This is a genomic window from Oceanipulchritudo coccoides (genome assembly GCF_010500615.1).
Taxonomy (GTDB): domain Bacteria; phylum Verrucomicrobiota; class Verrucomicrobiia; order Opitutales; family Oceanipulchritudinaceae; genus Oceanipulchritudo; species Oceanipulchritudo coccoides.
The window spans coordinates 1,121,924-1,134,195 of the sequence record NZ_JAAGNX010000002.1; the positions used below are offsets into that span (position 1 = coordinate 1,121,924).

A 12,272-nucleotide genomic window follows, 5' to 3' on the forward strand; every position below is an offset into this window, starting at 1 on the left:
GGCTTAATCCTGGCTTAATAAATTAGTTGAACTAATTTCAGAACGGAGTTATATAAGCATTACTCTTCGCCCGGTAATGCTGAAATGAAATCCGAATTTATCCATAGTCGTATCTTGCTAACCTGTCTGGTGACAAGCATGCCCGTGTTCACCCATGGTGAGGCCTGCTTGGATTGCCATGATGATCCGGTTGGGGAGTTCAGTGGCACTCCCCACGAGGGATTTGATTGCAGCGATTGTCATGCCGGGCTCGATGAGGATGATTTACCACATGCGGACCCGATGCCGGTCGTCGTGGTCGCGTGTCTGGATTGTCATGAGGAAGTGGTGACGGGCCATGGCTTCCATCCGGACTTCATGAGTCTCGGAGTGGAGGCAATTGAGAATCCGGGAAACAACTGTGTGGATTGCCATGGGGCCCATACCATTTGGTCCAAAGGTGACGAGAAGTATCCCTTTTCATTGGCAAGGCAGACGAGCCGATGCGGGACCTGCCACGAATTGGAGTCGATCGGGTATCTTCATTCCGCTCATGCACGGGCACTTGAGGATGGGATTTTCAGCAGTCCGACCTGCCTTGGATGTCACGAATCCTACCAATTGCTGGGTGAAAATGAATGCAAAGTAATCCCCCACAAAGTGCGCGTCGCCAAGTTGTGCATGAGTTGTCATGTGGACGATCCGGAAGTGGCGGGTCAGACGATTTACGGCTCCCCATTCATGACATCGTTCAAGGACAGCGTCCACGGCAAGGCACTCTTTGAATGTAACCCCAACGCTCCAAGCTGTGTCGACTGCCATGGCAGCCATGAGGTTGCCCGCGGAGCTGATCAATATTCCCATGTCAGCCGGGGGCAGGTTGTTTCCCAATGTTCCCAGTGTCACAAGTCAGCTGCTGAAGACTACTTGCACTCGATTCATGCGAAGTCCTCATCGCGGGGAAACCGGGACGCTCCCGTCTGTACGGATTGTCATGGGGAGCACAATATTCTTGCGCATTCCGATCCGGATTCACCGGTTGCTCAAGCCAACATGGCTGAGCAGGTCTGCGGGGAATGTCATGGTTCATACAAACTGACTGAGCGCTACGGGCTGGATTCCAATAAATTAAAAACCTTCAAAGAGAGCTTTCATGGTCTGGCGGCCCGGGGCGGTGCCGTCGAGGTGGTCAATTGCGGGAGCTGCCACGGTTATCATGATGTGCGCCAGAGTGATGACCCGGAATCCCTGGTCCACCCGGACAAGCTCGCAAAAACCTGTGGCAGTTGCCACGAGGGCGCCAACGAGCGTTTTGCCACCGGCAAAGTGCATGTCAGTATCGATACAAGTTCAGAGGAGCCCATCGTCTACTGGGTTGCGGTCATTTATACATGGGGAATCGTGCTTATCATTGGTGGCATGTTCCTGCACAACTTCCTCGATTTCTTCCACAAGGTCCGAATGAAGGCGACTTCCCACTGGACACCCCATCGTCCGTTGCCCGATGGCGCACCGCATCGGCTTTATCTCCGCATGTCCCTGAATGAGCGTATCCAACACGCCATTCTCGCGGTGAGCTTTATCGTTCTGGTGGTCAGCGGCTTCATGCTGCGCTATCCTGACGCCTGGTGGGTGGAGGCCCTACGTGATCTCAGTCGCCATGCCTTCGATTACCGCGGGTTGGTCCACCGGATCGCCGGGATCATCATGTGCCTCGCTGGTGCCTGGCACTTTTACTACGTATCCTTTACGCCGCGCGGGCGCAGATTGATTCGTGATCTCTTCCCGTGCGTGCAGGATCTGAAGGACATGGTTGGGATACTGAAGTACAACCTTGGTCTTTCGAGGAAGCGTCCCTTGTTTGCCCGGTTCAGCTATATGGAAAAAGCCGAGTACTGGGCCCTTATCTGGGGAAGCATCCTCATGACGGTTACGGGCTTCCTGCTCTGGTACGAGAATGTGACGATTGGACTCCTGACCAAGCTGGGATTCGATATCAGCCTGACCATCCATTTTTACGAAGCGATTCTCGCGACCCTGGCGATCATCGTCTGGCACATCTACTGGGTGATTTTCAATCCCGATGTCTATCCGATGAATCTATCCTGGCTGACCGGTCGCATGTCCGAGGAGGAGATGGAGACGGAACATCCGCTCGAGCTGGAGCGCATCAAGCGGGAAGAGGTAAGAGGGAAAATCGACTAGCCAGTAGGGCGTCTTTGTTCAGCCCTCTGAAGTTTGAGACTATCCAATCCGATGGTAGAGCATTACTCTTCGACCAGCTTGGAAATTACCCCGCTGTCGAAGACCCATTTCCACGAACCATCCGGCTGCTTCTTCCAGATCGTGACATAGGACCCCGTGTAGTGTCCCGCGTTGTTGGACTCACCACTGACCGGAGGGCTTTTATACGTGAATGACCCGAGCGTATATCCCAGGTCTCCGCTGGCTGCCATATCGGCGGTCAGGGGTTTCCAGATAAGGCTGACCCCTTCTTCCGGTCCAAGTAGTTTGGCGATGGCCTTCCTGCCAACGATTGGTTCCATGCCGTTGCGGTATATAACGGCATCCTCGGCGGCAAACTCTACAAAAGCGGTTGGCACACCAACTTCCCGTGCCCGGGCACTGAAAGCACTGTCCACGGTGAGCAGGATTGAAGCGGGATCTGATTCAGTCATGGCCGGGGTTGGGGGTTCCTCGGGAACAACCTCGTTCGAGAGGAGGCTACCGGGAGATAAGACAACGGTGAGGAAAGTAGAGAGGAGAATGAGTTTTGTTTTCATGGTTATTTAAGCAGGGTCATTACGGCGAGAAACTGGCATGCGGCCCCGCCCATGACGAAGAGATGCCAGATGGCATGGTGAAATTTGAGTGAATGCCATTTATAGAAGACAACGCCCAACGAGTACAGCAGGCCACCTGAAACAAGCAGGATCAGCGCGGGCGTGGAGAGGGTCTTGATAAGGGGAAAGAGGAAGGCCACGACTAGCCATCCCATGGCCAGATAAATAGCCGTTGAGAGCCAGGTGCCGCGCTCGGGCTTCAGGATTTCACGGAGAATCCCCACAATCGCCAGTCCCCAGATGATCCCGAACAAGGTCCAGCCGACAGCCCCGCGGAGCGGGCCTAGACAGAAGGGCGTGTAAGTTCCCGCAATGAGCAGGTAAATACTGCTGTGATCGGCCACGAGGAAAACGCGCTTCCATTTGAGATTCCTGAATGAGTGATACAGCGTGGACGAGAAGTGGAGCAGGATAAGTGTCGCGCCATACAGGCTGCAGGCGGTGATCATGTAGCCGTTTGAGTGAATCGAGGCCACTACAACGGCGACGACAAGGCCGGCAATGCTGAGAATTGATCCGATGCCGTGGGTAATTGAATTGGCCCATTCCTCGGCATTGGAGTATCCTGAGGTTGGGTGAAGATCGCGTGAGGACATGGTAAATAGTCTTAGTGAATTTACTTGTGAAGTAAAGCCGTGTTCGTTAAGTTTCAATCGTTGTCCCCAGTAGATCGCGGCGTAATCTGGAAAGATCCAAAATTGGGCTGAATTGCCTATTATCCTTCTTGATTCCGCTTAACAAATCATCACAGTCTGAATAATGTTGTCTATTTCTACTCCCGTCCGGTCAGGAATCCGGACATTTCTTCTGGGTCTCATCACTATTCACCTCCTCTCGATTGCCATTTGGGCGCAAAGTACCGATGAAGGGGGTTTCCTTTATCCCGTACAGGACCAACTGACGCTTCAGGAGTACATGCAGCGGGTGGTTGATTTCAATGAATCCGTCCAGGGTCGCGTGCTGGGTTTTCAGGCGGCACGCAGCCAGCGCAAGGCGGAGATGGGACAGTTTGAGCCCGCTTTTGTCGCCTCCGGCGAATATGTCGACCGCCGGCAGCCAAATGACGATATCCAGCAGCGAACCTCAGGGTATGCAGAAGCTGCTGTTCAGGCGGCCTTCAACGGGGATCCCGCTCCTCCGCGGGACCTGTATCCCTATATTTTTGAGGAGCGCAATTGGCGTTATTCCTCAGCAATCGAAATGACCACGCCTCTCGGGACGCGGTTCAGGCTCGGTGCGACGGGCGGCGAGTTATTTAATAATGTCCCTTCCACGCAGAACAGCCAGCAGGAGGGATTTGTCACTTCACTCGGCCTGACGGTCGAACAGCCCCTCCTGAAAGGGATGGGATTTGCCGCGAATCTGGCCTCTCTGCGGTTGGCCGCCCGGCAGTCCGAAATTGCCTTTCAGGAGTATCGCCGTGAGCTGATGCAAGTCGTTGCACAGGCTGAGCTGGCATACTGGGAACTGTATTACGCGCAGGAAGAGCTTACCCTGAGCCAGGAATCAGTCGCCCTTGCCCAGACGTTGGTGGACGACAGCACAACCAGTTTTGAATCCGGACGCGGATCCCGCCTGGATGTCCTTGAGGCGGAAGCGGGACTGGCTCTGCGGAAATCCCGTGAACGGTCCTCTTTCCAGAGACGGGTCGAGGCGATGAATAAACTGGCTGCCTTCTTCGGGGATGTTCCCCGCTATCGACAGGTGGATTATACAGCGATTGATGAACCTGTCTCCCAGCCTGTTAAGACCTCTTTCAATAACGGTATCCAGACGGCCATGAAGATGAATCCGGATTTTCTGCGCGCCAAAATCCAGAAGGAGCAGGAAAAGATCCGGATGAAGTATGCCAAAAACCAGCGCCTTCCGGAGCTGAACCTGACGGCGAGTTATGCAGCCTCAGGCCATGGCAATGATTGGGACACATCCTACACGGATGTTGAAAACAACGATTTCCCGACTTGGACTGTTGGTCTAGTCTTGCGCTTGCCACTCTGGGGCGATGTGCGCGGCCGCAACGAGTTGCGGGCTTCCCGTTTGCGCATGATGCAGGCAGAGCGGGCGGAATCCAACCTGATGACTCAGTTGCGAGTCGGCCGGGACAGTTCCGAGCAACGCCTGAAGACCAATTTCATGACTGCCCGAAGCCTCGAATCGGTGGTTGAATTCCGGACCAATCTCTTGGAAACGCGGATGGAAAGCCGCGATGTCGGCCGCATGGATGCAAGAAGCGTTTTGGAGGCTGAGCAGGAGCTGTTTGTCGCCCGCCTGGAGCAACTGCAGAGCGAAGTTGAATGCCAGCGCGCCCTGCTTGAGCTGCAGCTGATTTCCGGGAGCCTTCTGCAGGTAAGGGGCATTGAAACCAGCCTTGAGGACCTTGAATACCAGACCCGCAGTTTGCAACAAGGGACCAAATTACCATCCGCCGGATTGGTTTACACCGCCCCGGAAATTGTCCGCCTGCCGGCCGAAGAGCCTGTTTCCTTTGAGGAAGACATGCCCCGCGCTCCGTGGATGGGCATAGAATGGCAGAACTTTGGAACCAACTCTCCCTCAACGATTCTCAATAATGAAGATACCCAGAAAAGAACTCCTCGCCGTTTTGACGGTAGCCATATCAATTGAGGCGCAAGCCGCGGATGTGGTCCGCTGTCTCACTGAGCCAATTGCAGATGTGCAGATGTCCTCAATCGTTCCCGGAACGGTTGCGGCCATTCATTTCGGGGAAGGCAGCTTTGTCGACAAAGGGACTGTCGTCCTCGAAATGGAGGCACGATCCGAGCAACTCGACATCAAGCGCAGGAGTGTCCTTGTCGACAACCTGAAGGCGACCCTCGAGCGTTCTGAGATGCTGCTTGAGAAGACCAGCTCCATTTCGATGGAAGAGGTGGATGAAACCCGCAGCGAATACCAGATTTCCAAGATCGAGCTCGAGCTGGCCCGGGAGGCCCTGGAGAAAAAACTCATCAAGGCCCCCATAACGGGAATTGTCACGGAGCTGCCCATTGAGGTGGGGGAGTTTTGTGAGCCACCGCAAATTTTGCTACGCATAGTGGATACGCGCCAATTCAATTGTGTGGCGAACATTGATCCCGCCTTGGCGGCCAGTCTCTCAATGGATGATCCGGTCGCCTTTTCCTCGGAGAGGGGTTCCGAAGCGGACAAAGTAATGGGCAAGATTGTCTTTATTTCGCCCGTGGTTGATCCGGCCAGCGGCCTTTTGCGCATCAAGGCTCAATTCACTAACACCGACGGCGCGGTGCGGCCCGGTGAGGGTGGCACGCTTCAACTTTTTCCCACTGAATAGACATGGCCGGAGATTTTGAAAAAACTGATTCCTTTCGGGACGCGCTTGAACAACTGGCCTATCTGCGCCGGTTTTCCGGTCCGCCCTCTGAATTCTGGCAGGCCTATCTCGATGCCTTGGTAACGGTCGGCAACGCTCGTTTTGGTCTGGTTGTGCGCAAGCGCAGCAGTGGAGACACCGACTGGCGCAAAGTCGTGGCATCCCCGGCCAATCTTGGCGGAGAGGGGTTGACCAAGTTCTTCGCGGGAGTGGAAGCCCTCTGTGAAAGCGCACTTGAAGACGGGGAGGCCAAGCAGGAGATTTCCTCGGAATCGGGCGAAGGGCATACTGACATGGGATTGGCCATTCGGCTGGAGACCGGTCGTTCCAGTGAACAGTGGGTGGCCGTGTTTTTACTGGCCAATACCTCGGCAACGGAGGCCGACGAGTCCATCAAGCGGCTCCTTCTGGCCAACTGCATGCCGGCGGATGTCCAGCATTACCAGACCTCCAATCGTGCCCCCGGAGCGGCTTCGCAGGCCGCCTCGGTGATTGACCTGGTTGTCATGATGGACGGCAAGACGCGCTTTCTTGAAATGGGCATGGCCTTTGTGAATGAGCTGGCCGGCCAGCACCATTGCGAACGGGTCAGCCTTGGCTGGGAACAGCGAGGCTACATCCGCCTGAAGGCGATCAGCCACTCGGACAAGTTCGAGAAGAAGATGCAGGCGGTGAGCGAACTGGAAAAGGTCATGGAAGAGGCCCACGACCAGGACGAGGAAATTTACTGGCCGCCCCTCGATGGCGAAACCCTGATCACCCGGGATCATGAAAAATTTTCCGAGAGCCAGGGGGTCAAGCACCTGTGCTCGATTCCGCTGAGAATTGACGGGGAGCCGGTCGCTGTGGTCACTCTCGAACGCGCGGGTGAGCCCTTTCTCGATGAGGAAATCCGTCTCCTGCGCATAACCGCCGATCTGGCCGCTCCTCGGCTGGCCGAATTGAAGCGCCGCGATCGCTGGTTCGGGGCGCGCTGGGCATCCGGATGCCGCGAATTCCTCGGGAAGTTTCTGGGGCCTGAAAAGACCTGGACCAAGGTGCTCGCCATTGGTGGTGCCATTGCCTTGGCGGTCCTGTTTTTCGGTGGCATGAACTATCGCGTTGAGGCGCCGTTCTTATTGCGGACGGAAAATGTCTCTTTCCTTTCGGCCCCCTTTAACGGGTTTATCGCCGAGGTGGACGCCGAAGTGGGGGACGTCTTTGAAACGGGGCAGCGCCTGATGTCCCTGGACACGCGCGAGCTGCTTCTGGACGAGGCGGCCGCGGCGGCAGACCTGTCGCGTTTCCTGCGCGAGGAGGAAAAGGCCCGGGCCCGTAATGAACTTGCGGAAATGAGGATTTTTTCCGCCCAGGCTGAACAGGCCCGGGTGCAGTTGGAAACGGTGCGCTACAATCTTTCGCAAGCCGAAATCAAGAGCCCCTTCGATGCGTTTGTCATTGAGGGTGAGTTGAAAAAGCGCCTTGGAGCGCCGGTCCAGAAAGGGGATATCCTCTTCAAGGTTGCCCGTTTGGATCGTCTCTATGTAGAGAGCAAGGTGGACGAGCGGGATATTCACGAGGTAAAGGAGGGCACGATGGTTGAGATCGCTTTTGCCAGCCAGCCCAAGCAGAAGTTCCCGGCCAAGGTGGTCTTGATTGAACCGGTGGCGACAACCCAGAACACGGAGAATTTCTTCATTGTGCGCGCACAACTCGAGGAGGTCCCGGAAGACTGGTGGCGCCCGGGAATGGGAGGCATTTCAAAAATCGAAGCCGGTCACCGGACCTTCTTCTGGATTATCTTCCACCGTACAATCGATTTTCTCCGGATGTTTTTCTGGATATAGCAGATGGCTGAAGTCCCCTCAACCTACAGTGAATCCTGGTTCAGGATTGCCCAGCAGCGGGTCAGCCTGCGCCCGCACATCCGCGTCCATCGCCAGCGCTTCCGTGGTGAACGCTGGTATGTCCTGCAGGATCCGTTCAACAACCAGTTCTTCCGGGTGCGCCCGGCGGCTTACGACTTTCTGGCCCGTTTGCGGCCGGACCGCACGGTTGACTCAGTCTGGCATGAATCCTTCGAGGCGGATCCGGAAAACGCTCCCGGGCAGGAGGAAGTCCTGCACCTGCTGGCCCAGCTCTATGGCGCCAACTTGTTGCATTCCGCGCTTGCCCCAGACAGTGCCCGGCTCTTTGACCGCTATACGAAGCGCAAACAGAAGGAACGGCAGGCCTTTTTCCGGAGCATCATGTTTGCCCGGATCCCGCTGATTGATCCGGACAATTTCCTGAAGCGGTCCCTTGCCATTGGCCGGGCTGCCTTCAGCTGGTTCGGGCTGGCGGTGTGGTTACTCGTGGTCGGGCTCGCCCTCAAGATTGTCATCGATAATTTTTCCGACCTGAAGGAACAAACGCAGGGCGTTCTTTCGCCGGACAACTTGTTCTGGCTCTATGCCGGACTGGTCATCATCAAGACCGTGCACGAATTCGGGCATGCCTTCGCCTGCCGGCGATTCGGGGGAGAAGTGCATACGATGGGGATCATGTTCCTGCTCTTTACTCCGATTCCCTACATGGACGCGACGGCTTCATGGTCCTTCCGGAGCCGCTGGCAACGCGCCCTCGTCGGCTCCGCGGGGATGATTGTCGAGATCTTTGTCGCTGGCCTTGCGGCCTTTGTTTGGGTCAATACTGCTCCGGGGACCATTCATAGCCTGGCCTACAACATGATGTTCGTGGCCTCCGTCTCGACAGTGCTCTTCAATATCAATCCGCTGCTGCGCTTTGACGGTTACTACATCCTGTCGGATCTGCTGGATATCCCCAATCTGCACCAGCGATCAACAGGTCTCCTGAAGCACTTGATTGAGTATTACTGTTTTGGATACAAGAAGTCGGTCAACCCTGCCCGGAGCAACAAGGAGGCCTTCTGGCTGACCGTATTTGCGATCTGCAGCACGATTTACAAAGTCATCATTTTCACGACTATTCTCTTCTTCCTCGCCGATCGTTTTCTCATTCTGGGGATCATCATGGCGATTGTCTGTGCCGTGGCATGGGTGTGCGTACCGATCTACAAGTTGATTGTCTACCTGGCGAGCAGTCCGAAACTCCAGCGGACCCGCCTCCGGGCAGTATCCTGCGTGGCCGGGTTCCTCCTTGTCCTCCTGATCATTCTCGACGTGATCCCGTTCCCGAACCACTTCCGTTCACCGGGAGTCCTGCAGGCCAGTACTTATTCCGTGGTTGTTCCGGAAACATCCGGGATTGTTGAGGAAGTGCTCAGCGCTGACGGAAGCCGGGTCTCTGCCGGGGATCCGCTCCTTCGCCTTGTGAATACCGAGCTGGCGCTGCAAATCCGGTCAGCGGAGGCCCAGCTTGAGCAGACACAGGCAATGCAACGCCGCGCTCTCCGTGAGGCAACTGCCGACTTGAAACCGCTGGAAAGCCGGGCTGAAGCAACCCGCAAACTGCTGCATCGTCTGGAGGAATCGCGTGAAGCGCTGGTGCTGCGGGCGGCCCACGACGGGACATGGGTTGCTCCAGGGATCAAGGATTCGGTTGGATCCTGGTTGGAACGCGGCACACCCGTCGGTCAGGTCATTGATGAATCGGAGTTTTATTTTTCCGCGATTGTCTCGCAGAACGAAGCCTCCCGGCTCTTTTCCAAGGAAATCCTTGGTTCGGACGTGAAACTCTTCGGCCAGGCTGGCGAGCTCCTGGCGGTAGAATCGCGCAAAGTCATTCCGGTTGAAAAGGAGCGTCTCCCTTCCGCGGCCATTGGCTGGGCGGGCGGTGGCGACGTCGCGGTCGACATGTCCGAGCAGAGCGGGACCCGCACGGCCGAACCGTTCTTCGAGGTCCGTGCCAACATCGGTGAAGCCGGTGAGAGCCAGCTTTTGCATGGAAGGGGAGGGCGCATCCGTTTTGATCTTCCGGCGGAACCTCTTCTTCGGCAATGGATGCGCAAGCTCCGGCAGCTCCTGCAGAACCGCTATGGGATATGAAGACGATTGCTCGAGAGTATCGTCCCTGCCAGATTCCGCGGGTTAAGGATCCGCCGACCGGACTTGATGGCCTTGTTGACTCCACAATCGGGGGATGGAAGCGCCGGCCGGGTATTCTTGCTGGATTGAAACGGGAGGCTAAGGCCATTGATGCCCTCGAGGAAGATTGGAAATTTCTTTCAGAGGCCGCCCTGAAACGCCATTTGCTGGAGTTCAGGGAACGGTTCCGTCGGGCCGACAAGGATGCCGAGGAGTGTTTGCCCGATGCACTGGCCGCTATTCGCGAGGCGGCTGACCGGGTCACCGGAATGCGCCCGTTTGTGGTGCAGCTGATGGGCGCCCTTGCGCTCCACCGTGGCTATCTGGCCGAAATGGCAACAGGGGAGGGCAAGACCCTCACGGCCGCTTTGGCAGCAGTCCTTACCGGATGGACCGGCAAACCCTGCCATATCATCACGGTCAATGATTACCTCGCCAAGCGCGATTCGGAGTGGTTTCAGCCGCTTTATGAATTCTGCGGGGTTTCCGTCGGGGCTGTCACCAGCATCATGCACGCGGAAGACCGGACGCTCGGGTATTCCAAGGATGTCACCTACACGACAAGCAAGGAGGTCGTGGCTGACTTCCTCCGCGACCGGTTGCGCCTCGGCGATCATCAGCATCCGACACAGCGCCTCCTGCAGCGCCATCTGCATCCGTACCACGGCGAGGACCATGTCGTCATGCGTGGCCTCCATACGGCCATTGTCGATGAGGCGGACAGTGTCCTCATTGACGAAGCGGTGACGCCGCTGATCATTTCATCACCGACCAACAACAACCAGCTCCATCAGGTCTACAAGGAGGTCTGGAAGATTACCAACCAGCTCAAGAAAGATGAGCATTATCGTGTGGATTTGCGCTACAAGGAGGCGGTCCTCCTTCCGCGCGGCAAGCAGGTTGTCGAGTCGCACTTGAGTATGCTCCCGGAACGGTGGAGGGGCGCTTCCCGGCCGGTTGAACTCGTCGAGCAGGCCCTCAACGCGCGGGAGTTTTTCAGGCGGGGTAAACAGTATGTCGTCCAGAAGAACAAGGTCGTCATTGTTGATGAATTCAGCGGCCGCATGATGGCCAATCGCAAGTGGCGGCACGGTCTCCATCAGGCCATTGAAGCCAAGGAAGGGCTCCCGCTTTCCCCCATCGACCAGACCCTCGCCCGCCTCAGTTTCCAGCGCTATTATCGCCTCTATACCAAGCTCTCCGGCATGACCGGGACGGCACATGAGGCTGCCCGGGAGGTCTGGCATACCTACCATTTGCCGGTTGTCCGGATCCCCACTAACCGGCCTGTGATTCGCCAGGAACTGCCCCACCGGATCTATCCGTCCATCGAGCTTAAAATGGATGCCATTGTTGCCGATGTGGAGGCCAACCACCTGCTGGGCCGGCCTGTTCTCGTCGGCACGCGCAACGTCGCGACAAGCCAGATTCTGGCCAAACGGTTACACTCAGAGGGCTTTAAAATCGAACTTCTGAACGCCCTGAATGACCGCCAGGAGGCCTCCATTATTGCCCGCGCTGGAAGAAAAGGAGCCATTACAATCGCCACCAATATGGCTGGCCGGGGCACCGATATTAAACTCGGAGAGGGTGTTGCCGAGCTCGGCGGGCTCCATGTCATTGCCTCCGAACGGCACGAGGCAAGGCGTATTGACCGGCAGCTTTTCGGCCGCTCTGGCCGTCAGGGCGATCCCGGAACGGCCGTCGCCTTCATCAGTTGCGAGGACGAATTACTCCTGCGTTTTGCCCCCAAGTGGCTGCTTGGTCTCTTTACCAAATGCCTCAAAAATCGCCTCCCCGGCGGACGCATGATCGGCCTTCTGACCAACAATTTTGTCCAGTGGAAGGCCCAGAAAATTGCCCTCTACTCAAGGAAATCGGTCCTGAAAATGGATACTTGGCTCGATGAGGCCATCTCCTTTTCCGGTAAATCGCTCATCTGAAATGTAAATTAATGGGGCCGTGTTGGCTCTACTTGATGGGTTTGAGTATTCTGTCCCATTGTTTGGCTGCTCGATTCAGAAAAGCTTATCTAATACATAAGACAGCTTTATATAAAGAATTGACCTCAATAGCTAA

8 protein-coding genes are annotated in these 12,272 nt (G+C 56.2%); 6 read left to right on the top strand and 2 right to left on the bottom strand.

The window, feature by feature from the left end; genetic code table 11:
• The first annotated feature begins 138 nt into the window (after positions 1-138).
• Positions 139-2,184 carry a cytochrome b/b6 domain-containing protein gene (locus G0Q06_RS10485; RefSeq protein WP_163965511.1) on the top strand — a complete coding sequence of 682 codons (2,046 nt, stop codon included), beginning with the start codon at positions 139-141 and terminating at the stop codon, positions 2,182-2,184.
• A gap of 62 nt (positions 2,185-2,246) precedes the next feature.
• Here G0Q06_RS10485 and G0Q06_RS10490 read toward each other — a convergent pair whose 3' ends face one another.
• On the bottom strand, positions 2,247-2,762 hold the full coding sequence (locus G0Q06_RS10490; RefSeq protein ID WP_163965513.1) for a YybH family protein: 516 nt from the start codon (positions 2,760-2,762) through the stop codon (positions 2,247-2,249).
• Positions 2,763-2,764: 2 nt separating this feature from the next.
• Positions 2,765-3,418, bottom strand: a complete 654-nt coding sequence (gene trhA / locus G0Q06_RS10495; RefSeq protein WP_163965515.1) for a PAQR family membrane homeostasis protein TrhA — start codon at positions 3,416-3,418, stop codon at positions 2,765-2,767.
• Between the two features lie 163 nt (positions 3,419-3,581).
• Between trhA and G0Q06_RS10500 the strand changes: the two genes are divergently transcribed.
• The 5 genes from G0Q06_RS10500 to G0Q06_RS10520 are packed head-to-tail and all read left to right on the top strand — an operon-like array spanning position 3,582 to position 12,136.
• Positions 3,582-5,447, top strand: coding sequence for a TolC family protein (locus tag G0Q06_RS10500; protein ID WP_163965517.1), 1,866 nt, complete (start codon positions 3,582-3,584; stop codon positions 5,445-5,447).
• Complete coding sequence (locus G0Q06_RS10505) at positions 5,392-6,129, top strand: efflux RND transporter periplasmic adaptor subunit (RefSeq protein WP_163965521.1); 738 nt, start codon at positions 5,392-5,394, stop codon at positions 6,127-6,129. The genes G0Q06_RS10500 and G0Q06_RS10505 overlap by 56 nt, the downstream gene beginning before the upstream one ends.
• 2 nt (positions 6,130-6,131) lie before the next feature.
• Positions 6,132-7,994, top strand: coding sequence for a GAF domain-containing protein (locus tag G0Q06_RS10510; protein WP_163965523.1), 1,863 nt, complete (start codon positions 6,132-6,134; stop codon positions 7,992-7,994).
• Positions 7,995-7,997: 3 nt separating this feature from the next.
• Positions 7,998-10,154 carry a site-2 protease family protein gene (locus G0Q06_RS10515; protein ID WP_163965525.1) on the top strand — a complete coding sequence of 719 codons (2,157 nt, stop codon included), beginning with the start codon at positions 7,998-8,000 and terminating at the stop codon, positions 10,152-10,154.
• Complete coding sequence (locus G0Q06_RS10520) at positions 10,151-12,136, top strand: preprotein translocase subunit SecA (protein ID WP_163965528.1); 1,986 nt, start codon at positions 10,151-10,153, stop codon at positions 12,134-12,136. The genes G0Q06_RS10515 and G0Q06_RS10520 overlap by 4 nt, the downstream gene beginning before the upstream one ends.
• The last annotated feature ends 136 nt before the right edge of the window (positions 12,137-12,272 follow it).

Coding starts and splice junctions, on each gene's coding strand:
- G0Q06_RS10485 (WP_163965511.1), top strand. CDS start 139: ATGCCCGTGTTCACCCATGGTGAGGCCTGCTTGGATTGCCATGATGAT.
- G0Q06_RS10490 (WP_163965513.1), bottom strand. CDS start 2,762: ATGAAAACAAAACTCATTCTCCTCTCTACTTTCCTCACCGTTGTCTTA.
- trhA (WP_163965515.1), bottom strand. CDS start 3,418: ATGTCCTCACGCGATCTTCACCCAACCTCAGGATACTCCAATGCCGAG.
- G0Q06_RS10500 (WP_163965517.1), top strand. CDS start 3,582: ATGTTGTCTATTTCTACTCCCGTCCGGTCAGGAATCCGGACATTTCTT.
- G0Q06_RS10505 (WP_163965521.1), top strand. CDS start 5,392: ATGAAGATACCCAGAAAAGAACTCCTCGCCGTTTTGACGGTAGCCATA.
- G0Q06_RS10510 (WP_163965523.1), top strand. CDS start 6,132: ATGGCCGGAGATTTTGAAAAAACTGATTCCTTTCGGGACGCGCTTGAA.
- G0Q06_RS10515 (WP_163965525.1), top strand. CDS start 7,998: ATGGCTGAAGTCCCCTCAACCTACAGTGAATCCTGGTTCAGGATTGCC.
- G0Q06_RS10520 (WP_163965528.1), top strand. CDS start 10,151: ATGAAGACGATTGCTCGAGAGTATCGTCCCTGCCAGATTCCGCGGGTT.